Here is a 20,591-nt window from a genome sequence, read left to right as displayed (position 1 = left end):
TTGCCCGTGTAGACAGGCGTCATGCGCAAGATCCTGAAATATGTCGCCCTCGCCCTGTTGCTGCTGCTGATCGTTGGCGGCATCACGCTTTACATCATGTCGCGCCCCGATGTGGCGCGGTTCTCGACCGCCGAACTCAGCGGCCGGGTTCCCGTGATGGCGTCGCAAAAGACCGAGAGCTTCCCGACAATGAATGTTCCCGAGGCGACTAGCTGGCCCGCCGAGCAAGCGCCGCGCGCCGCGCAGGGCCTAGCCGTCGCCCGCTTTGCCGAAGGTCTCGACCATCCGCGTAACATGCTCGTCCTGCCCAATGGCGATATTCTCGTCGCCGAAGCCCAGAGCCCGCCGCGCGACACCTCGGGGGTCGAAGGCAAGGTGATGAGCAGCCTGATGGGCAAGGGCGGCACCGGCCGTCGGCCGTCGGCCAACCGCATCACGCTGCTCCGCGATGCAGACGGCGACGGCAAGGCCGAGGTGAAAACCGCGTATATCAGCGGGCTGAATTCGCCTTATGGCATGGCGCTGGTCGGCAGCACGCTTTACGTCGCCAACACCGACGCGCTGCTCGCTTTCCCCTATGTGGCGGGCGAGACGAAGATGAGTGGCAAGGCGACGAAAATCGTCGATCTGCCCGCAAAAGGCACCAACCGCCACTGGACCAAGAGCCTGGCCGCGGCGCCGAATGGCTGGCTCTATATCGGGGTCGGTGCCGACAGCAATATCGGCGAAAAGGGCATGAACCGTGAGTTCCGCCGCGCCAGCGTGCTCGAGGTGCGCCCCGAACAGAAATATATCCGCACCTTCGCCGCCGGCATCCGTAACCCGGTCGGGCTGGGCTTTTACCCTGGCAGCGAACAATTGTGGACCGTGGTCAACGAGCGCGACATGCTCGGCAGCGACCTCGTTCCCGACTATCTGACCGATATCGACGAAGGCGATTTTTATGGCTGGCCCTGGTATTATTGGGGCGGCTACATCGACCCGCGTGTCGAGCCCGAGGGCGAGGATCGCCGCCAATATGTCAAGCGCCCCGACTATGGGCTGGGCGCGCACACCGCGCCGCTCGGCTTCACCTTTACCCAAGGCCTCGACCTTGGCGATCGCTGGGCGAATGGCGCGCTGATCGCGCTGCACGGGTCGTGGAACCGCGAGCCCGTCGCTGGTTACAGCGTAGTGTTCGTCAAGTTCGGCGCCAACGGCAAGCCGGTCGATGCACTGCCCGTCACGCTGCTCGACCAGTTCCTAGCCAAGGACGGCAAGACCACGCGTGGCCGCCCGGCCGATGTGAAGGTCGCAAAGGATGGCAGCGCGCTGGTTGCCGACGATACCGGCGGTGTGATCTGGCGGGTCGCGAAGGGCGGATAAGAAAAGGCCCCGCAATCGCGGGGCCTTTTTCGTTTCGGCTGTAGCAGGTCGTCAGACCCGCATCGGCATCAGCACATAGAGCGCCGGGCTCTTCTCGCTCTCGCGGATCAGCGTCGGGGCGTTGGCGTCGGCGAGGTGGAGTTCCACCGTATCGCCATCGACCTGCCCGAGAATGTCGCTGAGGTAACGGGCGTTGAAGCCGATCTCCATCGCATCGCTGTCATACACCGCCGCAACCTCTTCGGCCGCGGTGCCATTTTCGGGGCTTGTGACCGACAGCGTGATACGGTCCTTGTCGAGCCCGACCTTGACCGCGCGGGTCTTTTCGCTGGCGATCGTCGAGACGCGGTCAACGCCCTGATACAGGCTCTTCGGGTCGACCTTGAGCAGCTTGTCGTTCGCGGTCGGGATGACGCGGCTGTAGTCGGGGAAGGTGCCGTCGATCAGCTTCGAGGTGAGAATCGCGTTGCCAAGCTGGAAGCGGATCTTGCTTGCCGACAGGCTGATTTCGACATTGCCTTCGGCCTCGTCGAGCAGCTTGCGGATTTCGGTGACGCACTTACGCGGCACGATGATGTCGGGCATCGACGACGCTCCGTCGGGGCGCGTGACGGTGTAGCGTGCAAGGCGGTGGCCGTCGGTCGCCGCGGCCTTGAGCACCGGACCCGACGCATCCTCCGCGACGTGCAGGAAAATGCCATTGAGATAGTAGCGCGTTTCTTCTGTCGAGATCGCAAAGCGCGTCTTGTCGATGATCTGGATCAGCTCGGCGACGGGCAGTTCGAAATTGGTCGGCAGGTCGCCCTCGGCGATCACCGGAAAATCGTCGCGCGGCAGCGTCGGCAGATTGAAGTTCGAGCGGCCGGCCTTCACCTGCATCTTGCCCTCGGCAGCGGCGAGACTGACCTCGGCGCCCTCGGGCAGCTTGCGGGCGATTTCGAAGAGGGTGTGCGCCGACACCGTCGTGGTTCCCGGCGTTTCCACCTTGGCCGCGATCGTTTCGACGACCTGCAAGTCGAGGTCGGTCGCCATCAGCTTCAGCTGGCCCGACGCATCGGCTTCGATCAGGACGTTCGAAAGGATCGGGATCGTGTTGCGCCGTTCGACCACCGACTGAACATGGCCGAGGCTTTTCAACAACACTGCGCGTTCGATCGTCGCTTTCATTCTAAATCCGCCATCCCTGTGTTCCGCGGGAGAAGTCCCGGAAGGGGCACAAAGACGTCGGAGACGATTCGTCGCCCCGATTCCCGGCCCCTGAAAATGTCCACCTTCCTTAACGTACGGAACGGCGCGTGCAAGCCATGCTTGCAAAGCATCCCCAATCGCGCGAACGAGGGCCGATGCGGCGCTGGGCCTCCCTTTTCCTGATGCTGGCGGCAATGCCAGCCGTGGCGCTCGCCGCCGGACCAACCGCGCTCGGGATTTTCGACGGCTGGGGTGCTTTCCGCGATCCTGCGACGCCGCGTTGCTACGCCCTCGCCTCGCCGTCGGCGACGATCGGCACGCCGCAGGTCAAGGCCTATGCCAGCGTCGGTTATTGGCCGAAGTCGCGCATTCGTGGCCAGTTTTACGTCCGCCTGTCGAAAGCGCGCGGCCCGGCCCGCGAACTCCGCCTGACGATCGGCAGCCGCCGCTTCATCCTGACCGGCAATGGTGCGCATGGCTGGGCCAGCGACCCGCGGATGGACGCCGCGATCATCGCCGCGATGCGATCGGCGCCCAGCATGAGCGTCGAGAGCGGGACCGCGAACGGTCGGGCGATTGCCGACACCTACCGCTTGCGCGGCGCAGCGACCGCAATCGATGCGGCGGCGCTGGGGTGCGCGAAGCTGCGGTGAGGCGGTTCGCAAAAGTGGCGGATTTCTTCGCAACTTCACTCGCGATCCGCAAATCTTCGTCATCCCGGAGCGGATCGGGAATCCATGCGCAACGTCACAGAAAGCTGGACCCCGGATCAGGCCCGGGGTGACGAAAGAGAAGAAAAAGTCGTTTTCGCGAAACGGCGGAAAACTGCGCAACTTCACTCGCAAATCGATTTTCATCACGCGCGCCGCGGGCCGCCGAAGAGCGTCTGTAGCGGCTATTAGGAAAGCTGTGTCGCAGGCCATCGCCCCGCAGGCTAGATCGGCGCCATATTGTAGGACAGCAATTTCTGGACGGGGCGGACGCAATGAAGACAATCGGCCTGATCGGGGGTTTGAGCTGGGAAAGTTCGGCCCAATATTACCGGCTGCTCAACGAAGGCGTGCGCGCGCGGCTGGGTGGGCTGCATTCCGCACGCGTCCTGCTGTTGTCGCTCGATTTCGCGCCGATCGCCGAATTGCAGGCGAGCGGCGACTGGGACATACTCGACGCGCAGATGGCGGACGCCGCCAGATCATTGACGGCTGGCGGAGCCGAACTGCTCTTGATCTGTGCGAATACGATGCACCTGTGCGCCGAGGCGGTCGAGGCGGCGACCCCGGTACCGCTTCTTCACATCGCCGACCCCACCATCACGGCCGTCCAGGCGGCGGGCTTTTCACGCGTCGGGCTGCTCGGCACGGCCTTCACGATGGAAAAGCCCTTTTATACCGCACGGATGGCGGCGGCGGGTATCGAGGCGATGATCCCCGGCGACGCCGATCGCGCGATCGTCCACCGCATCATCTATGACGAGCTGGTGCAGGGCGTGATCCGCGAGGCATCGCGCGCCGAATATCGGCGGATCATCGCCTCGCTGATCGCTGACGGCGCCGAGGCGGTCGTGCTGGGCTGCACTGAAATCATGCTGTTGGTCGGCGAAGCGGACAGCGCGGTTCCCTTGTTCGACACGCTGGCGCTGCACGTCGACGCAGCAGTCGACGCCGCGCTGGTTTAGCTGCGCGCGAGCTTCGTCAGCGCGGCCGCAAGGAAATCGAGGACGAGGCGCACCCGCGGGACGTGGCGCAGCCGTTCGTGGGTCAGCAGCCAAAGACCTGTCGTGTCCTCATTCTTCGGCGGGATACAGCGGATCAGATCGGGTTCGTGGTCGGCGATGAAGGCGGGCAGGATCGTCAGCCCCATGCCCGAGCGCACGCCGGCGAGCAGGCCAGCTCCGGTATCATATTTCATCACCACCGACTCCTCGAGCCCATATTGCCGCAGCCACGCCTGATAGGGTTCCCAGACATAGCCACCACCGCCGATGAAGGGGTGCGCGGCAAGCTCCTCCCGGCTGTGCGGAATGCCGTGCAGGTCGGCATAGTCGCGGCTGCAATAGACGGTCCAGGGATTGTCGGCGATGCGCCGCCCGACGAGGCCCGCGCCGGTCGGCTGCTTGCTGCTGCGGATCGCAATGTCCGCGGCGCCCGCCGCCAGATCGCGCGCCTCATCCGCCGTATCGAGATGAATGTGGATGCCGGGGTGCGCGGCGCGAAGATCGCGCAGGATCGGCGGCAGGATCGTTACCGCGAAGATTTCCATCGTCGTCAGGCTGACCGTGCCGCCCGCATCGCGCGATGATGCCCCTGCGGCTTCGCCGAAACGATCGGCGGCTTCGCGCACCGCTGCGGCGCTGCCCAGCATAGCCTCCCCCACCGGGGTCAGCGCGTAGCCCGCCTGCCGCCGCTCGAACAGATTGAGCCCCGTCGCCGCCTCCAGCGCCGCGATGCGCCGCGCGACGGTCGTCTGACTGACGCGCAACGATTGCGCGGCCGACAGGGTGCTGCCGGTTTCTGCTACCGCGAGAAAGGCTTTGAGGTCGTTCCAATCATACATGGCGTCTTGTGCGTCATAACGGGCGGGCGGGCATTCTGCAATTTTGCAGAATGGAGGCGCAAACTCGTTGCTCCTTTTGGCCGGAGCGATCGATTATCTGCTTCTCCACCGGCTTCCTCCCCTCCTCTTCAGCCGGCCGATGGAGATACAAGATGCAAAAGCTTCTGATCCTCGCCGCCCTCGCTGCCGTATCGATCGGCCAGCCCGTATCGGCGCAAACCGCCCCTGCGAACCCGAGCGTCGCCGTGGCGCACAAAGACCTCGACCTGCGGACAGCGGCGGGCACCAAGGCGCTCGACCGCCGCATCTGGCGCGCCGTCGTCGAAGTGTGCGGCACCGCGCCCGATTTCGACATCGCGGGCAAGAATGACGTGCGGCAATGCCGCCGCGATACGCGAACCGTCGCTTCGGCACAGGCCGATGTGGTGGTCGCCAATGCATCGCGCGACCAGCTGATCCAGGTCAGCTCGATCCGCAACTGATCGGCGGACCCAAGTTGCAGGGCCCGTCAAAGCCGGGGCCATGATTCGGGCACGATCATGGTCCCGGCTTGCTTTTGGGGAGCGGCGGTTTTGGGGTGGAAAGCGGACTTCGACGATGCCATCTTCCCGTCATGACACATTCACCTGACAGCGACGGCGCCATCATCAAATTATCGACCGACGAAGCGATCGTTCTTTTTGAGTTGCTTCAACGATGGACCAGTGATGACGGCGCGGGCGATACGCCTAATGCCGCTTGCTTCGTTTCCTCAGGGGAGGGGGCAGCCTTAAACGGCCTGCTGGCCCAGCTTGAAAGGCAGCTTTCAACGCCGCTGGAGCATGGCTACCTCGCGCGGTTGGCGGGCGCTCAAGAGCGTCTGAGCAATGATTGGGGCTATTCAACTCTCAGAGGCTGATGTCCGCAACTGGTCGATACCGGTCGCGTTAAAGTTCACCCCCGCGCGTCGAACGCCATCCGCGCCCTCGCCACCTTTTCCAGATTGGCCTCCGCCCAGACCCACACGCCGCAAAAGGCTTCGCCGAGACTATGGCCGAGGTCGGTCAGGCAATATTCGACTTTGGGCGGGACGACCGGGTGAACCGTCCGCACCACGAGCCCGTCGCGCTCCATCTGGCGCAAGGTCTGCGTCAGCATCTTCTGGCTGATGCCCGGAACGCGGCGCGACAGTTCGGTGAAGCGGCACATTCCGTGATCCTCCAACTCCTCCAGAACGAGTAGGGTCCATTTGTCGGCGACTCGGCCAATGAGTTCGTTGACGAGCGTTTCAACGCGCGGATCGACCGGCGCATTCGGGTCATAGGCGATTTTTTCAGGGGCGGGCATGGCGGAAAATCCAAATCTCTCTTTCAGGTAACTATGGCACTTTGGGGTGCCTACTTTCTTTTGGAGAGTATAAGGATATTCAGGCCTTCTCACCACCCCAAAGGAGGCAATCATGAAAACCACAGGCAACACCATCCTCGTCACCGGCGGGGGTTCGGGCATCGGCTTGGCGCTCGCGCAGCGTTGGCACGATGCGGGCAACAAGGTCATCGTCACCGGGCGCAACGCCGCGAAGCTGGAAGCGGCGATCGCGGGGCGGCCGAAGATGTCGGCGGTGGCGCTCGACGTCACCGATGCGGACGCGATCGCAGCCTTTGCGAAGGATATCGTCGCCAATCACCCCGGCCTGAACGTGCTGGTCAATAACGCCGGCATCATGAGCACCGAAGATGCCCGCGCGAAGCGCGACCTGACGGAGGCAGAGGCGACCGTGATCACCAATATCCTCGGCCCGATCCGGCTGACCGACGCGCTGGTCGATCATCTGGCGGCGCGGGCCGATGCCGTGATCGTCAATGTCACCTCGGGGCTGGCGTTTGTGCCTCTGCCCAAGGCGCCGACCTATTCGGCGACCAAGGCGGCAATGCACAGCTATTCGGTCGCTTTGCGCATCCAGCTGGCGGGCGAGGTCGAGGTGATCGAACTTGCCCCGCCCGCGGTGCGCACCGATCTGACCCCCGGCCAGTCGACCCGCGAGGGCTATATGCCGCTCGATGAGTTTGCGGACGAGGTAATGTCCTTGTTCGCGATCGAGCCGACGCCCGAGGAGATATTGGTGCAGAACGTCCTGCCGCTGCGCAGTGCCGAGGCGAACGGGAATGTGCCGCAGGTTCTGGAGCGGTTGAAGTCGCTGTAGAAAGTCCAATCCTCCCTGTGCCGCAGGCATGGGGAGGTGGCAGCGCAAAGCGCTGACGGAGGGGCTATAGCGCGACGTCGCGGCCCCTCCACCATTCGCTTCGCGAACGGTCCCCCTCCCCATCGCTGCGCGACAGGGAGGACATCGCGCCGCAATTGCACATTTCGCCCTTCCCCCCTATATGGCCGCGCATCATGCAGATTCCTGGCCATATTGACCCCGTCACCACGGGCACCGTTCCTTTGCGCGGGGGCAACCGCATCGACCTGGTCGGGCTGACGCGCGACACAATCGGCGGGGTGCTGGTCGAGGCGGGTCTCGATGCCAAGGCCGCCAAGCTGCGCGCCAAGCAGATCTGGCACTGGATGTATCACCGCGGCGTCACCGATTTCGAGGCGATGACCGACATCGCGAAGTCGATGCGCCCGTGGCTGACCGACCGCTTCATCATCGGTCGGCCGACGGTGCGCGAGGCGCAAGTGTCGAGCGATGGCACGCGCAAATGGCTGCTCGCTGCCGCCGACGGCCAGGAATATGAGATGGTCTTCATCCCCGATGCCGATCGGGGAACATTATGCGTGTCGAGCCAGGTCGGCTGCACGCTCAATTGCCGTTTCTGCCATACCGGCACGATGCGCCTTGTCCGCAACCTCGCCGCGGGCGAGATCGTCGGGCAGGTGATGCTGGCGCGCGACGAACTGGGCGAATGGCCCAAGGGCACGATGGCGGGTTTCGGTCCCGATCCCGATGAGGACGACGAAGAGGAAGGCGGCCATTATACCGCCGACGGCCGCATCCTGACCAACATCGTGATGATGGGCATGGGCGAGCCGCTGTATAATTTCGACGAAGTCAAAGGCGCGCTCAAGATCGTCATGGACGGCGACGGCCTTGCGCTGTCGCGCCGCCGGATCACGCTGTCGACGAGCGGCGTGGTGCCGATGATGGCGCGCGCGGGCGAAGAGATCGGGGTCAACCTTGCGGTCTCGCTCCACGCGGTGTCGAAGGAGGTGCGCGACGAGATCGTCCCGCTCAACCGCAAATATGGTATCGACGAATTGCTGAAAGCGTGCGCCGACTATCCGGGTGCCGGCAATTCGCGGCGGATCACGTTCGAATATGTGATGCTGAAGGACAAGAATGACAGCGACGACGATGCGCGCGAGCTCGTCCGGCTGATCAAGCAATATGGACTGCACGCGAAGGTCAATCTGATCCCCTTCAACCCCTGGCCCGGGGCTCAATATGAATGTTCGACACCCGAGCGGGTGCGCGCGTTCAGCAACCTGATTTTCAAGGCAGGGATTTCGGCGCCGGTACGCACACCGCGCGGGCGCGACATCATGGCGGCGTGCGGCCAGCTGAAGAGCGCCGCGACCAAGCCGACGCGCGCCGAACTCGACCGTATCGCCGAGGAAAAACAGGCAGCGCTGGGCTAGACCAGCCCGTTTCCGCCTCACCACGGCGAAACCACCCATCCTCACATCCGCAGTTATCCGCCATATTCGGCGGCTCGCGACCGCATACCTATTCTATACCGTGTGGTAAAAATAACACAGGTAAGAAAATTGTCACATTCTGAACGATCCGTTCATTGCAGCGACAGCCGCAAGTCCCATTTACGGGGTGCCGCGACCCAAAGGGTGTGGCCGATCAAAAGCAGAAGGAAAACAAAAATGAAGAAATTCGCAGTTGCAGCCGCTCTCCTGACGGCCATCGTTGCAACCCCCGCCATGGCTGCCGAAGGCGGCGAAGGCCGCGTCGAAGTGCGCGGCGGCCTCATCACCGGCAACGGTATCGACGAAGCCACGATCGGCGCCGCTGCCGGTTATGATTTCGACCTCGGTTCGACCGCATTCGTTGGCGCCGAAGTCGCTGCCGACAAGGTGCTCGTCGATGGTGCCGACGTCCAGTTCTCGGCCGGCGGCCGTCTTGGCGCCAAGGTTGGCACGGCGGGCAAGGCCTATGTGACCGGCGGTTACACCTTCACCGACATCGACGATCCGTATGTCGGTGCCGGCTACCAGCACAAGCTGGGTCAGAATCTGTATGCCAAGGCCGAATATCGCCACCAGTTCATCAGCAACTTCGGCGACTTCGACACCTTCGTTGCAGGCGTCGGCTTCGCTTTCTGATCCTTTCGGAACAGCGAAACCAAACGAGAAGGGGCGGCCTGCGGGTCGCCCCTTTTCTTTTATGCGCGACCCGGCCACGGTAGGCCGATGACGGCATTGGCATATATTGGCGCGGCGCTCGCCGAGATCGCGGGCTGCTTCGCTTTCTGGGCATGGCTGCGCCTGGACAAGCCGGTGTGGTGGATCGTGCCCGGCGTCGCGTCGCTGGTGCTGTTCGCGTATCTGCTGACGCTCGTCGATGCGGAGCATGCAGGGCGAACCTACGCCGCATACGGCGGGGTTTATATCGTCTCTGCGCTTATCTGGCTGTGGGCGGTCGAGGGGGCGAAGCCCGACCGCTGGGACCTGATCGGCGCCGCCGTTTGCCTTGGCGGCGCAGCGATCATCTTGTTCGGGCCGCGCCCGAGCTAACCCGCGTTCGGCAGCGCCTGTTCGACCAGCGGTGCGAGGCCTTCGACGACGACCTTCACCCCCTTGGCATTGGGATGCATATTGTCGCCGAGCATCAACGCCTTGTCGGTGACGACATTGTCGAGGATGAACGGATAGAAGCTCACCCCATATTTCGACGCGAGTTCGGGATAGATGGGGTTGAATTTCTTCGCATAGTCGCTGCCGAGGTTCGGCGCGGCCACCATGCCGGTGAGCAGCACCGGAATCTCGCGCTTTTTCAGTTCGGCGAGCATCGCATCGAGATTGGCGCGCGTCTGATCGGGACCGATGCCGCGAAGCATGTCGTTGCCGCCAAGCCCGAGCACGACGAGCGCCGGTTTGGTTTTCGCATTGTCGAGCACATAGGTCAGGCGCTGACGTCCCGCCGCGGTGGTGTCACCCGAGACGCCGGCATTCTGGACGCGCGCGACGACGTCGTCGTCGGCCAGCGCGGCCTGCAATTGCGGCGACAGCCCTTCCTTCGGGCCCAGCTGATACCCCGCATAAAGACTGTCCCCGAACGCGATCACGAGCGGCGCGTCGGCGGGAATCGCGGGGGGGGCCTTCGCTGCAACCTTGTCGTTGGTCGAAGCCGACGGGTTTTCCGCCGATCCGCAGGCTGCGAGCGGTTGGCAAAGCGCGATTGCGCAACCATATGTCAAAAAAGAGCGCCATCCGGCCGTTCTCATTTCAAAGGGTCCTCTCCTTGCCCGACGCCCAACGACAATCGCCAAACGTGGCGATCGCCGCCCATAATGTGACGCTGACGCTCGGAAGCGACAAGGCCCCGGTTGAAATTTTGCGCGGCGTCGACCTGGAGGTCCCCGCGGGCGCCTCGGTCGCGCTGCTTGGGCCGTCGGGATCGGGCAAAAGCTCGCTGATGGCGGTGCTGGCGGGGCTTGAGCGCGCCAATGGCGGGAGCATCCATGTTGCGGGGCTCGATTTTACGACGATGGACGAGGACGATCTGGCACGCGCACGGCGCGGGCGCATCGGAATCGTGTTGCAGGCCTTTCACCTGCTGCCGACGATGACGGCGCTCGAGAATGTCGCGGTGCCGCTCGAACTGGCAGGGATAAGCGACCCGTTCGGCCGCGCTGCCGCCGAACTCGAGGCCGTCGGGCTCGGTCACCGGCTGACGCATTACCCCGCGCAGCTGTCAGGCGGCGAGCAGCAGCGCGTCGCGATTGCGCGCGCGATGGCGAGTTCGCCCGCGATCATCTTTGCCGACGAACCGACGGGCAATCTTGACACCGCGACCGGACAGGCGATCATCGAGCTGATCTTTGCGCGCCGCGCTGCGCTCGGCGCGACCTTGCTTATCATCACCCACGACCCCGAACTGGCGGAACATTGCGACCGCGTGGTCGTGATGCACGACGGACGGATCGAGGAACGGGCGTGAGCTTGGCGAGCGTATCCTCCCTGTGGCACAGCCATGGGGAGGTGGCAGCACGAAGCGCTGACGGAGGGGCAAATGACGCACCGTTGCCGCCCCTCCACCACGCCCTTTGGGCGCGGTCCCCCTCCCCATGGCCTCCGGCCACAGGGAGGATTTGCTAGTGCTGCCGCTCGCTACGCTCTGGCGGATCGCGCGCCGCGACCTTGCTACGCGCATTCGCGGGCTACGCCTGCTCGCGGTCTGCCTGTTCCTTGGCGTCGCGACGCTTGCCGCCATCGGCAGCCTGACCCGCGGAATCACATCCGAACTTGAAGTGCGCGGCCAGACGATACTTGGCGGCGACGTCGAATTCGGCCTGCCGCAGCGCGAGGCAACAGCGGAGGAGATGGCGGGTTTCCGCCGCGTCGGCACCCCGTCGGCGACGGTACGGATGCGCGCGATGGCGAACGCGCCAGGCGGCGATGCCTTGCTGTCCGAGCTCAAGGCCGTCGACAATGCGTATCCGCTCTACGGCACGATGCGGCTCGACAGTGGTTCGCGCAAAGGCCCGCCGCCGGTGGGAAGCATCTGGATCGGCAAGGATCTGGCCTCGCGGCTCGACCTGAAGGTCGGGGGCGACGTCAAGTTCGGCGACAAGAGTTTCAAGATCGACGGCGTCATCGCCGAAGAGCCCGACCGGCTGGGCGAAGGCTTTACGCTGGGTCCCGTCGCGATCATCGGCATCGCCGACCTTCCCGCGACGCAATTGATCCAGCCGGGCAGCCTTTATGAAAGCAAATATCGCGTCCGCCTGCCGGCCAGCGCAAATCCCGAAGCGGTCGGCAAGGCGCTGACCGCCGAATTCCCCGACGCGGGCTGGGAGATCACCGACAGCAGCAACGGCGCGCCGGGGACGCGGCGCTTTATCGAGCGGATGGGGCAGTTCCTGTCGTTGGTCGGGCTTGCAGCGCTGGTGATCGCCGGTATCGGCGTTGGGAATGGTGTCGCCAGCTATCTCGCGGGCAAGCGCCCGGGCCTCGCCACGCTGAAGGTTCTGGGCGCCGACAGCGGCACCATCGCCCGCATCTATGGCCTGCAGATTCTCGCCGTCGCGGCGGTGTCGATTTTGGCGGGGCTGGTCGTCGGAGCGCTCGCGCCCGCCGCAATCGGCTGGATTGCCGGCGACGTGCTGCCAGTCAAACCGGGGGTCGCCATCTATCCGCTGCCGCTCGCTGTCAGCGCGGTGTACGGCTTGCTTATCGCCACCGCCTTTGCCCTGCCCCCGCTGGCCGCAACGCGCAACGTGCCTGCCGCCGGTCTTTATCGCGCCACGGTGAGCAGCGCGGCGCGCATCGACAAACGGACGATGGCCGCGGTTGCTGCGGCACTGGTGGCGATCATTGCGCTGGCCGTCGGCACCGCGCGCGAGCCGCTGTTCGCGCTCGGCTTTATCGGCGCGGCGATCGGCCTGTTGCTGATCCTTGTCGCGCTCGGCTGGCTGGTGCGCCGCACCGCAAGCCGCCTGCCCCGCCCGCGCCGCCCGCTGTTCCGCCTCGCGCTCGCCAACCTGCACCGGCCGGGTGCTGCGACGGGCGCGCTGGTGGTTGCGCTGGGACTGGGGCTGACGCTGTTCGTCACGCTCGCCGCGATCCAGACAAGCATCACCGCCGAGATTGCCCGGACCGTGCCGCAACGCGCGCCGAGCTTTTTCGTGCTCGACGTCCCGCGCGATGCCGCGCCGCAATTCCGGTCGATGGTGACAAAGGCTGCACCCGATGCGCAGATCAACATGATCCCCGCACTGCGCGGCAGCGTCACCGAGTTTCGTGGGCAACGTGTCGATGAACTGGCCGAGCTGCCCGAGGGTGCCTGGGTGCTGCGCGGCGACCGCGGGCTGACCTACAGCCCGTCCCTGCCCAACGGCAGCGAGCTTGTCAGCGGCCAGTGGTGGGCCGCCAACTATAAGGGTCCGCCGCTGGTCAGCGTCGAAGAGGAAGTCGCGACTTCGCTGGGGCTGAAGATCGGCGACACGCTGAGCGTCAACGTGCTCGGCGTCGAGGTGCAGGCGAAAGTCGCGTCGACACGCACCGTCCAGTGGGACAATTTCGGGCTGAACTATGTGCTCGTCTTCTCACCGGGGACCTTCGACGCCGCGCCGCACAATATGGTCGCGACGGTCGCGGTCGATCCGCAGGCCGAAACCGAACTGGCGCGCAGTATCCCGCGGACCTTCCCCTCGGCATCGCTGATAGCGGTGCGCGATGTCGTGTCGCAGGTCACGACGTTGCTGACGCAGATGAGCCAGGCGATCGCCGCGGCGGCGAGCATCGCGATCCTCGCCGGTATCGCCGTGCTGATCGGCGCCATCGCCGCGAGCCGCGAACGGCGCGTTTACGATAGCGTCATCCTGAAATTGCTCGGTGCGACGCGCGGGCAGATTTTGGGGGCGCAGGCGATGGAATATGCCGTACTCGCGGGAATTCTTGCGCTCCTCGCACTTGGCCTTGGGCTGGCGGGCGCCTGGTATGTCGTGACCGAGCTGTTCGACTTCACCTTTGCGCCCGATCCACTGATCGTCGGGCTGACGCTGTTTGGCGGGGCGGGCCTGTCGTTCCTGATCGGGATCGCCGGAAGCTGGCCCTTGCTATCGGCCAAGCCCGCGCAGGCGCTTCGCAGCCTCTAGTTCAGGAGACGGAGCAACGCCGACAGTCCGGCAACGCCGAGCACGACGGCAACGATCCCGCGCCACACGGGCACCGGCACACGGCCGAACAGCCGCGTCCCGACATGGTCGCCCAGCACCATCGGCACGAACAGCAACAGCGACAGGATGAATATCTTCATGGTCGCGAGGCCGAGCCAGAACGAGGCCAGCGTCCCCGCAATCGCCGTCGCGAAAAAGACGAGCATCATCGAAGCGCGCGCGACCTCGGGCAAGATGCGCTGGCGCAGGTAAAAGGGCACGACGGGCGGCCCCGGCATTGCCGCAAAGCCGGTGAGGATGCCCGAAGCGATCCCCGTCAGACCGATCGATACGCGCCCTGGCCGGTGGCCGTCGGGGTGTTGCGGCATCAGGATCAGCAGGAAGGCGGCGATGGCGATCACCGCGATCAGCAGCCGCGCAACGTCAGGCGTGACCGCCTTGAGCGCAAGCATGCCGAGCGGCGTCGCGAGCATGGCGAGCAGGCCGATCGGGAACGCGGTGCGGCGGTCGGCACCCGCAGCGATGCGCCTGAAACCGACCGGGCCGATCAGCAATTGCAGCAGGATGCCGAGGACGACCGCCTCGCCCGGCGGCATGATCAGTCCGAGCAACGGCACGAGGATGATCGCCATGCCGAAGCCGGTGAGGCCGCGGACGAACGCTGCGCCAAAGGTCATCGCCGCGGCGCCGGCGAAGGTCAGCGGCGCGAGGCCGACGAGATGCGCGAGGTCGGTCACTTCGCCGTTGCCTTCGGACCGAGCGACACCAGCCAGGCATCGGGCGGCGTGTTGAACCGCAGCGGCAACAGGCTGGTCCCGAGACCCGCGCCAACGAAGATGCGCTGGTCTTTGTCAGTGATGTCGCCGCAGGCAAAACGGTCGCCGTAGCGCGAGACATAGGTCAGCGCGCCGATGAACGGGAAGCGGATCTGGCCGCAATGCGTGTGTCCGGCAAAAATTGCCGTCACCGGCCGTTTCACCGCGGGGACAATATCGGGGCTGTGCGTCAACAGCAGCGGCACGCCGGGACCGATGCGGTCCATCGAGGCGAGCGTCGCGGGCACATCGTCATGCCCCGAATAATCGTCGTCGACCCCGCCGATGACCAATGGACCGAGCTTCACGGCTTCATTTTGCAGCACGCGAAGCCCACGCGTTTCGAGTTCGCCGCGCAGCGCATCGGGCTTGAACCAATGGTCGTGATTGCCCGGCGCGACGACCACACCCAGCGGCGCGCGAAGGCCGCCGAGCGGCGCGACGACTTCGGCGGCAGAGTAGATATGCGTCGCGGTGCGCTTTTCACTGACGAGGTCGCCCGCGATCAGCACGAGGTCGGGTTTCAGCCGGTTGAGCTTGTCGACGATGCGCGCGAGCCGCGCGGGCGGCATGTCGGGACCCGCAACATGGATGTCCGAGAGCAGCAGGATTTTGAGCGGCGGCTGCCCCGCCGGCCAGTCGGAAACCTCCACGGCCGCCGTCCGGATCACCGGATCGCGCGTCGCGTTCCAATAGCCTTTGGCGAGAAGCGCCACGCCGACGAATGCCAGCAGCAACAGCCCGCACAGCCACCGGCGCGGGCGACTCTTCTCGGCCGCGATCAATTGCGCAGGTCGGGCGGGGTCGCCTCAGCCTTCAGCATCGCGATCGCCTCGGCGAGCGGCATGATGCGCTGGCCGTCCTGGCCGAGCGTGCGGATCGCGACGGTGCCTTCCTCGGCCTCGCGATTGCCAACCACCAGCAGGTAGGGAACCTTAGCCAGGCTGTGTTCGCGGACCTTGTAGTTGATCTTTTCGTTGCGGACGTCGATTTCGGCGCGGATGCCCGCCGCGGTGAGCTGCGCAACTGCATCCTTGGCATAGTCGTCGGCGTCGGACACGATCGTCGCAACGACCGCCTGCACTGGCGCGAGCCAGGTCGGGAAGCGGCCGGCGAAATGCTCGATCAGGATGCCGATGAAGCGTTCATAGGTGCCGAGGATCGCGCGGTGGAGCATCACCGGGCGGTGGCGCTCGCCATCCTCGCCGATATAGCTCGCGTCGAGGCGTTCGGGCATCACGCGGTCGGACTGGATCGTCCCGCACTGCCAGGTGCGGCCGATCGCGTCGGTCAGGTGGAATTCGAGCTTGGGCGCATAGAAAGCACCCTCGCCGGGCAGTTCTTCCCAACCATAATCGTCATTCGCCATGCCCGCGCGCTCGACGGCTTCGCGAAGCTCGGCCTCGGCCTTGTCCCACATTTCCTCGGTGCCGAAGCGCATGTCGGGGCGCAGCGCGAGCTTCACGGCATATTTCTCGAAGCCCAGCTGCTTGTAGACACGGTCGAGCAACGCGCAGAAATCGCGCACTTCGTCGACGATCTGGTCTTCGCGGCAGAAGATATGGCCGTCGTCCTGCGTGAACTGGCGCACACGCATGATACCGTGCAGCGCGCCATGCGGCTCGTTGCGGTGGCAGCAGCCCATTTCGGCCATGCGCAGCGGCAGGTCGCGATACGACTTCATGCCCTGACGGAAGATCAGAACATGCGCGGGGCAGTTCATCGGCTTGAGCGCCATCCACTCGGCGCCGTCGGAGACGATCGGGCCGTCATCCTCGATGTTCGGCACTTCGTCGGGGATGACGAACATATTCTCGCGATATTTGCCCCAGTGGCCCGATTGCTCCCACTGCCTGGCGTCCATCACCTGCGGAGTCTTGACCTCCTGATAGCCCGAGCCGTCGATCGCGCGGCGCATATAGGCCTCGAGCTCGCGATAGATGCGATAGCCCTTGGGGTGCCAGAAGACGCTGCCATGCGCTTCTTCCTGCAGGTGGAAAAGGTCCATCTCGCGCCCGATCTTGCGGTGGTCGCGCTTCGCGGCCTCCTCCAGGCGGACGAGATGCTCATTGAGCTGCTTCTTGTTGAGCCAGCCGGTGCCGTAAATGCGGCTGAGCTGCGCATTTTTCTGGTCGCCGCGCCAATAGGCACCCGACACGCGCGTGAGTTTGAACGCGGCGGGGTCGAGCTTGCCCGTCGAGGCGAGGTGCGGGCCGCGGCACATGTCCATCCAGCCGTCACCCGAACGGTAAACGGTGAGTTCTTCACCCTCGGGCAGTTCGACCGCCCATTCGGCTTTGAAGCTCTCGCCCTCGGCCGCCCATTTGGCGATCAGCTTGTCGCGGTCCCACACTTCGCGCGTCAGCGGCAGGTCGGCGGCGATGATCTTGCGCATCTCCTCCTCGATCAGCGGCAGCTCATCGTCACGGAACGGGCCATGCTCGGCGGTCGGGGCGAAATCATAATAAAAGCCGTCACCCGTCGACGGGCCGAAGGTGATCTGCGTGCCGGGGAACAGGTTTTGCACCGCCTCGGCGAGGACGTGCGCATAGTCGTGGCGAAACAGTTCGAGCGCATCAGCCTCGTCGCGGCTCGTCACCAGCGACAGGTTCGTGTCTTCCTCCAGCGGGCGCATGATGTCGCGCAGCTCGCCGTCGATCTTTGCGGCGAGCGCAGCTTTTGCAAGGCCGGGTCCGATGTCGGCGGCTATCTGTGCCGCGGTAGTCCCGCGCACGACTTCACGGGCAGAGCCATCGGGAAGGGTGACACGGATCATTTCGGACATCGAAAATACAGCCTTTCTGGGCAAAATTGCCGCGCCCCTTTGCCAGCATGCGATATGGGCGGCAAGAGGCCGATTCACAACAAGCCTTGCAATGATACAATGTATCCTTATCTGGCGTCGCGAGCCCTCCCGCGAAAGAAACCCCATGTGCCTTCCCGCCGCGCGACCGCGCCTTGCTGACCTGACGGGGATCGCCCTGTCGTTCACCTGCCTGATCCATTGCCTCGCCCTGCCCTTGCTTCTTCTTCTGGCCCCCGCACTCAGCCGCTGGATCGCGCTGCCCGAGGGGGTTCATGCGGCGATCCTGCTGCTGGCGTTACCCGCGGCGGCAATCGCGATGCGGGATGGTTGGCGGCGGCATCGGCGCCTGACGCCGGGCGTGCTCGCGGTCGCCGGGCTGGGCCTGCTGGCGACGGGCCTGGCGATGCATGAAGGCTGGTTCGCCGTCGCCGATCCCGATGCGACAGACCGGTTGCTGACATCGGCCGGCGCGCTCACACTCACCACCGCGCATCTCGTTAACTGGCGCTGGCGTCATCGCGGCGGTGAGCATAAGCTGCCGGGATGACCGACGCACCCACCCATCATATCGCCGCGATCCTGCCGTGCAGCGATCTGGAAGCCAGCACCGCTTTCTATGAAAGGCTCGGCCTGTCGGTCGTCAGCGATCATGGCACCTATCGCCTGCTCGAAGACGGCAAGGGGTGGCGGCTTCACCTGACCAATGAATCGCAGCCGACATGGCCCGAACGCGATCAGAACCCGTTCGGCCTTTATCTTTATAGCGAGCGCGTCGACGAACTGGCGGAGCGGGTGCGCGAGGCAATCCTCGGTCCGGAAAAGGCACCAACGCACAAGCCATGGGGCATGTACGAGTTCGCGCTGTCCGACCCCGACGAGACGCTGGTCCGCGTCGGCTGGCCGAGCCGGTCGATCGGCTAAACCGCCGCGCCGCCCTTGCGGGAATCACCGTCTACGGCTAGGGGCCCGGCATCCGAAAAAGGAACCTTCCCCATGTTCAAGCGCCTGTTCGTCGACCACCCGAAGAGCGTCGATGAGAATTACGTCGAGCATTTCGGCGTCGCGTCGAAATTCGGCGTCACGATGATCTATGGCGGAGTGTGCGCGCTGATCCACGCGGTCGTTCCCGGCTGGTGCATCACCACGGGCAGCGACACAATCCAGCGGCTCAACCATATCATGGTCGAAAAGCGGCGCGCCAAGGGGCAGGCCGTGATGCAGATGAGCACGATCGACTGGGTCATCTGATGCCCGTCCGCCTGATCAATAAATAGGGACTGTCCCTATTTATGACCGACAGCATATCCACCCCGGGCAGCACCCCTCCCATAAATAGGGACAGTCCCTATTTATTGCCCGCACCCTCATTTCTCGAACGCTCGGGCCGCCCGCGGCTCGCCTATCGCCATACGCCGGGGACCGGGCCCACGATCGTTTTCCTGCCCGGCTATATGTCCGACATGGCGGGCGGCAAGGCGACTGCGCTGTTCGACTGGGCCGCGGCCGAGGGGCATGCGTGCCTGCTCCTCGACTATGCCGGATGCGGGCTGTCGGACGGCTTGTTCGCCGATCAGACCCTGCTCGACTGGCGCGGTGATGTGCTCGACCTGATCGATGCCAAGGCCGAGGGGCCGGTGGTCATCGTGGGATCGTCGATGGGCGGGTGGCTGATGCTGCTCACCGCGCTGGCGCTGGTGCAGCGCGACGGGTCGGGCAGGGTTGCGGGACTCGTCGGCATCGCCGCGGCGCCCGATTTCACCGACTGGGGCTTCAGCGACGCCGAGAAGGCGATCATCCTGGCCGAGGGGGCGCTCGTCGAGGAAACGCCGTACAGCGACCAGCCCTATATGACGACGCGCGGTTTCTTCCAGTCGGGGGAGATGAACCGGTTGCTTGGCGGGACTATCCCGCTCGCCTGTGCCGTGCGATTGCTGCACGGCGAAGAGGATGGCGATGTGCCGCCCGATATCAGCCGGCGCCTGTCCGCGGCACTCGCCAGCGAAGATGTACAGGTGACGCTGGTCAAGGGCGGCGACCACCGGCTGTCGCGCGATACCGACATCGCGCTGCTGATCGACACCGTCGCTCGTATCGCGACAAATTAGACATCATCGCGCGGCTCGCGATAAATTAGAGGAACGTCATGGCTCGCAGCGACTTCAAATTCAGCGTCAAGAAGCGTGTCCGCTACGCCGAGATCGATGCGCAAGCGGTGGTGTTCAACAGCCGCTACCTCGAATATTTCGATATCGGCATCACGGAATATTGGCGCGGCGTCGGGGTCTATGATCGCTGGCCGGCGCATAGCAGCCCCGAATTTCACGTCGCCCGTGCCGAGGTCAATTATCGTGCGCCGATCCTGCTCGACGAGGAAATCGACATTTGCGTCCGCGCCGCGCGCGTCGGAAACTCTTCGATGACCTATTTGTTCGAGCTGCACGCCGCGGGCAAAGACGACCTGCGCGCCGACGGACAGCTGGTCTATGTCCATGTTGCCGAGGCTCAAGGCGCGTCGGCGCCGGTGCCGCAAGAATTCCTATTCCTGTTCGAAGCATTTGAAGAGCGGGCCCTTCGCGCCTAATATAGGCGTATGACCAAATATCTTCACACGATGATCCGCGTGTCGGATCCTGATGCGACCGTCGATTTCTTCAAGCTCATCGGGCTGGAGGAAGTGCGCCGTTTCGACAATGAGGCCGGCCGCTTCACCCTGATCTTTCTCGCCGCGCCCGGGCAGGGTGACGTCGCCGAGGTCGAGCTGACCTATAACTGGCCGCCCGCCGATGGCAGCGCGCCCGAAGAATATGGCGGCGGACGCAATTTCGGGCATCTGGCATATCGCGTCGACGATATTTACGCGACGTGCCAGCGGCTGATGGACGCCGGCGTGACGATCAACCGCCCGCCGCGCGATGGCCATATGGCGTTCGTGCGCTCGCCCGACGGCATTTCGGTCGAACTGCTGCAGGAAGGCCACCTGCCCCCCGCCGAGCCCTGGGCGTCGATGCCCAACACCGGCGTCTGGTAAGA

24 protein-coding genes are annotated in these 20,591 nt (G+C 64.6%); 17 read left to right on the top strand and 7 right to left on the bottom strand.

Translation table 11 applies throughout. From position 1 onward, the window contains the following. The first annotated feature begins 21 nt into the window (after positions 1 to 21). The gene (locus tag AC3A43_RS16055) at positions 22 to 1,365 is read left to right on the top strand and encodes a PQQ-dependent sugar dehydrogenase (RefSeq protein WP_487793550.1); all 1,344 of its coding nucleotides are present in this window, start codon (positions 22 to 24) and stop codon (positions 1,363 to 1,365) included. A gap of 51 nt (positions 1,366 to 1,416) precedes the next feature. Here the strand turns inward: AC3A43_RS16055 and dnaN are convergent, their stop codons facing one another. After that, positions 1,417 to 2,532 (bottom strand): DNA polymerase III subunit beta, encoded by a 1,116-nt coding sequence (gene dnaN, locus AC3A43_RS16050; RefSeq protein ID WP_487793549.1) that lies wholly within the window; start codon positions 2,530 to 2,532, stop codon positions 1,417 to 1,419. A gap of 176 nt (positions 2,533 to 2,708) precedes the next feature. Between dnaN and AC3A43_RS16045 the strand changes: the two genes are divergently transcribed. Both AC3A43_RS16045 and AC3A43_RS16040 read left to right on the top strand, forming a co-directional pair. Next, the gene (locus AC3A43_RS16045; protein WP_487793548.1) at positions 2,709 to 3,206 is read left to right on the top strand and encodes a hypothetical protein; all 498 of its coding nucleotides are present in this window, start codon (positions 2,709 to 2,711) and stop codon (positions 3,204 to 3,206) included. Between the two features lie 332 nt (positions 3,207 to 3,538). Then, on the top strand, positions 3,539 to 4,228 hold the full coding sequence (locus AC3A43_RS16040; RefSeq protein WP_487793547.1) for an aspartate/glutamate racemase family protein: 690 nt from the start codon (positions 3,539 to 3,541) through the stop codon (positions 4,226 to 4,228). On the opposite strand, the gene AC3A43_RS16035 is transcribed toward AC3A43_RS16040, so the two are convergent. Continuing rightward, positions 4,225 to 5,106 carry a LysR family transcriptional regulator gene (locus AC3A43_RS16035; RefSeq protein WP_487793546.1) on the bottom strand — a complete coding sequence of 294 codons (882 nt, stop codon included), beginning with the start codon at positions 5,104 to 5,106 and terminating at the stop codon, positions 4,225 to 4,227. The two genes, AC3A43_RS16040 and AC3A43_RS16035, sit on opposite strands and share 4 nt — an antisense overlap. A 152-nt stretch (positions 5,107 to 5,258) precedes the next feature. Between AC3A43_RS16035 and AC3A43_RS16030 the strand changes: the two genes are divergently transcribed. Then, entirely contained in the window at positions 5,259 to 5,588 is a 330-nt protein-coding gene (locus tag AC3A43_RS16030) for a UrcA family protein (protein ID WP_487793545.1), read from the top strand. Between the two features lie 131 nt (positions 5,589 to 5,719). Beyond that, positions 5,720 to 6,004 (top strand): hypothetical protein, encoded by a 285-nt coding sequence (locus AC3A43_RS16025; protein WP_487793544.1) that lies wholly within the window; start codon positions 5,720 to 5,722, stop codon positions 6,002 to 6,004. A 35-nt stretch (positions 6,005 to 6,039) separates the two neighbouring features. On the opposite strand, the gene AC3A43_RS16020 is transcribed toward AC3A43_RS16025, so the two are convergent. Further along, a complete protein-coding gene (locus AC3A43_RS16020; protein ID WP_487793543.1) occupies positions 6,040 to 6,432 on the bottom strand; it encodes a winged helix-turn-helix transcriptional regulator in 393 nt (130 codons plus the stop codon). Between the two features lie 112 nt (positions 6,433 to 6,544). Between AC3A43_RS16020 and AC3A43_RS16015 the strand changes: the two genes are divergently transcribed. From AC3A43_RS16015 to AC3A43_RS16000, 4 genes are all read left to right on the top strand, one after another. Beyond that, positions 6,545 to 7,288, top strand: coding sequence for an SDR family oxidoreductase (locus AC3A43_RS16015; RefSeq protein ID WP_487793542.1), 744 nt, complete (start codon positions 6,545 to 6,547; stop codon positions 7,286 to 7,288). 194 nt (positions 7,289 to 7,482) lie between these two features. Continuing rightward, positions 7,483 to 8,727 carry a dual-specificity RNA methyltransferase RlmN gene (gene rlmN, locus AC3A43_RS16010; RefSeq protein WP_487793541.1) on the top strand — a complete coding sequence of 415 codons (1,245 nt, stop codon included), beginning with the start codon at positions 7,483 to 7,485 and terminating at the stop codon, positions 8,725 to 8,727. A 237-nt stretch (positions 8,728 to 8,964) separates the two neighbouring features. Beyond that, the gene (locus tag AC3A43_RS16005; protein WP_487793540.1) at positions 8,965 to 9,423 is read left to right on the top strand and encodes an outer membrane protein; all 459 of its coding nucleotides are present in this window, start codon (positions 8,965 to 8,967) and stop codon (positions 9,421 to 9,423) included. An 87-nt stretch (positions 9,424 to 9,510) separates the two neighbouring features. After that, positions 9,511 to 9,834 (top strand): YnfA family protein, encoded by a 324-nt coding sequence (locus AC3A43_RS16000; protein ID WP_487793539.1) that lies wholly within the window; start codon positions 9,511 to 9,513, stop codon positions 9,832 to 9,834. On the opposite strand, the gene AC3A43_RS15995 is transcribed toward AC3A43_RS16000, so the two are convergent. Beyond that, positions 9,831 to 10,544, bottom strand: a complete 714-nt coding sequence (locus AC3A43_RS15995) for an arylesterase (protein ID WP_487793538.1) — start codon at positions 10,542 to 10,544, stop codon at positions 9,831 to 9,833. The genes AC3A43_RS16000 and AC3A43_RS15995 overlap by 4 nt on opposite strands. 47 nt (positions 10,545 to 10,591) lie before the next feature. On the opposite strand from AC3A43_RS15995, the gene AC3A43_RS15990 reads away from it, so the two are divergent. Next, positions 10,592 to 11,260: an ABC transporter ATP-binding protein gene (locus AC3A43_RS15990; RefSeq protein WP_487793537.1), complete on the top strand. Its 669-nt coding sequence runs from the start codon at positions 10,592 to 10,594 to the stop codon at positions 11,258 to 11,260. 127 nt (positions 11,261 to 11,387) lie between these two features. Next, on the top strand, positions 11,388 to 13,919 hold the full coding sequence (locus tag AC3A43_RS15985; protein ID WP_487793536.1) for an ABC transporter permease: 2,532 nt from the start codon (positions 11,388 to 11,390) through the stop codon (positions 13,917 to 13,919). On the opposite strand, the gene AC3A43_RS15980 is transcribed toward AC3A43_RS15985, so the two are convergent. From AC3A43_RS15980 to thrS, 3 genes are read right to left on the bottom strand one after another with little or no spacing between them, the layout of a single operon-like run. Next, positions 13,916 to 14,677, bottom strand: a complete 762-nt coding sequence (locus tag AC3A43_RS15980) for a sulfite exporter TauE/SafE family protein (RefSeq protein WP_487793535.1) — start codon at positions 14,675 to 14,677, stop codon at positions 13,916 to 13,918. The genes AC3A43_RS15985 and AC3A43_RS15980 overlap by 4 nt on opposite strands. After that, positions 14,674 to 15,492, bottom strand: coding sequence for a metallophosphoesterase (locus AC3A43_RS15975; RefSeq protein ID WP_487793534.1), 819 nt, complete (start codon positions 15,490 to 15,492; stop codon positions 14,674 to 14,676). The genes AC3A43_RS15980 and AC3A43_RS15975 overlap by 4 nt, the downstream gene beginning before the upstream one ends. 44 nt (positions 15,493 to 15,536) lie before the next feature. Then, positions 15,537 to 17,540 (bottom strand): threonine--tRNA ligase, encoded by a 2,004-nt coding sequence (gene thrS, locus AC3A43_RS15970; RefSeq protein ID WP_487793533.1) that lies wholly within the window; start codon positions 17,538 to 17,540, stop codon positions 15,537 to 15,539. 145 nt (positions 17,541 to 17,685) lie between these two features. Between thrS and AC3A43_RS15965 the strand changes: the two genes are divergently transcribed. From AC3A43_RS15965 to AC3A43_RS15940, 6 genes are all read left to right on the top strand, one after another. Beyond that, entirely contained in the window at positions 17,686 to 18,108 is a 423-nt protein-coding gene (locus tag AC3A43_RS15965) for a MerC domain-containing protein (RefSeq protein WP_487793532.1), read from the top strand. Further along, on the top strand, positions 18,105 to 18,482 hold the full coding sequence (locus AC3A43_RS15960) for a VOC family protein (RefSeq protein WP_487793531.1): 378 nt from the start codon (positions 18,105 to 18,107) through the stop codon (positions 18,480 to 18,482). The genes AC3A43_RS15965 and AC3A43_RS15960 overlap by 4 nt, the downstream gene beginning before the upstream one ends. Before the next feature lie 72 nt (positions 18,483 to 18,554). Further along, the gene (locus AC3A43_RS15955; protein WP_487793530.1) at positions 18,555 to 18,809 is read left to right on the top strand and encodes a DUF6356 family protein; all 255 of its coding nucleotides are present in this window, start codon (positions 18,555 to 18,557) and stop codon (positions 18,807 to 18,809) included. Positions 18,810 to 18,913: 104 nt separating this feature from the next. Continuing rightward, the gene (locus tag AC3A43_RS15950; RefSeq protein WP_487793529.1) at positions 18,914 to 19,666 is read left to right on the top strand and encodes an alpha/beta fold hydrolase; all 753 of its coding nucleotides are present in this window, start codon (positions 18,914 to 18,916) and stop codon (positions 19,664 to 19,666) included. Positions 19,667 to 19,704: 38 nt separating this feature from the next. Next, positions 19,705 to 20,142, top strand: coding sequence for an acyl-CoA thioesterase (locus AC3A43_RS15945; protein ID WP_487793528.1), 438 nt, complete (start codon positions 19,705 to 19,707; stop codon positions 20,140 to 20,142). Positions 20,143 to 20,151: 9 nt separating this feature from the next. Then, positions 20,152 to 20,589, top strand: a complete 438-nt coding sequence (locus AC3A43_RS15940; RefSeq protein WP_487793527.1) for a VOC family protein — start codon at positions 20,152 to 20,154, stop codon at positions 20,587 to 20,589. Positions 20,590 to 20,591: the final 2 nt, after the last annotated feature.

The organism is Sphingopyxis sp. Soil_C_28 (genome assembly GCF_057657055.1).
This window is presented reverse-complemented; position numbering and strand designations above follow the sequence as displayed.

Bases quoted from the DNA above. Each gene is read 5' to 3' on its own strand.
- AC3A43_RS16020 (WP_487793543.1), bottom strand. From the start codon at position 6,432: ATGCCCGCCCCTGAAAAAATCGCCTATGACCCGAATGCGCCGGTCGAT.
- AC3A43_RS16015 (WP_487793542.1), top strand. From the start codon at position 6,545: ATGAAAACCACAGGCAACACCATCCTCGTCACCGGCGGGGGTTCGGGC.
- AC3A43_RS16025 (WP_487793544.1), top strand. From the start codon at position 5,720: ATGACACATTCACCTGACAGCGACGGCGCCATCATCAAATTATCGACC.
- AC3A43_RS15945 (WP_487793528.1), top strand. From the start codon at position 19,705: ATGGCTCGCAGCGACTTCAAATTCAGCGTCAAGAAGCGTGTCCGCTAC.
- AC3A43_RS16055 (WP_487793550.1), top strand. From the start codon at position 22: ATGCGCAAGATCCTGAAATATGTCGCCCTCGCCCTGTTGCTGCTGCTG.
- AC3A43_RS15995 (WP_487793538.1), bottom strand. From the start codon at position 10,544: ATGAGAACGGCCGGATGGCGCTCTTTTTTGACATATGGTTGCGCAATC.
- AC3A43_RS16035 (WP_487793546.1), bottom strand. From the start codon at position 5,106: ATGTATGATTGGAACGACCTCAAAGCCTTTCTCGCGGTAGCAGAAACC.
- AC3A43_RS15985 (WP_487793536.1), top strand. From the start codon at position 11,388: ATGGCCTCCGGCCACAGGGAGGATTTGCTAGTGCTGCCGCTCGCTACG.
- AC3A43_RS16005 (WP_487793540.1), top strand. From the start codon at position 8,965: ATGAAGAAATTCGCAGTTGCAGCCGCTCTCCTGACGGCCATCGTTGCA.
- thrS (WP_487793533.1), bottom strand. From the start codon at position 17,540: ATGTCCGAAATGATCCGTGTCACCCTTCCCGATGGCTCTGCCCGTGAA.
- AC3A43_RS15960 (WP_487793531.1), top strand. From the start codon at position 18,105: ATGACCGACGCACCCACCCATCATATCGCCGCGATCCTGCCGTGCAGC.
- dnaN (WP_487793549.1), bottom strand. From the start codon at position 2,532: ATGAAAGCGACGATCGAACGCGCAGTGTTGTTGAAAAGCCTCGGCCAT.
- rlmN (WP_487793541.1), top strand. From the start codon at position 7,483: ATGCAGATTCCTGGCCATATTGACCCCGTCACCACGGGCACCGTTCCT.
- AC3A43_RS16040 (WP_487793547.1), top strand. From the start codon at position 3,539: ATGAAGACAATCGGCCTGATCGGGGGTTTGAGCTGGGAAAGTTCGGCC.
- AC3A43_RS15940 (WP_487793527.1), top strand. From the start codon at position 20,152: ATGACCAAATATCTTCACACGATGATCCGCGTGTCGGATCCTGATGCG.
- AC3A43_RS15955 (WP_487793530.1), top strand. From the start codon at position 18,555: ATGTTCAAGCGCCTGTTCGTCGACCACCCGAAGAGCGTCGATGAGAAT.
- AC3A43_RS15965 (WP_487793532.1), top strand. From the start codon at position 17,686: ATGTGCCTTCCCGCCGCGCGACCGCGCCTTGCTGACCTGACGGGGATC.
- AC3A43_RS16045 (WP_487793548.1), top strand. From the start codon at position 2,709: ATGCGGCGCTGGGCCTCCCTTTTCCTGATGCTGGCGGCAATGCCAGCC.
- AC3A43_RS16000 (WP_487793539.1), top strand. From the start codon at position 9,511: ATGACGGCATTGGCATATATTGGCGCGGCGCTCGCCGAGATCGCGGGC.
- AC3A43_RS16030 (WP_487793545.1), top strand. From the start codon at position 5,259: ATGCAAAAGCTTCTGATCCTCGCCGCCCTCGCTGCCGTATCGATCGGC.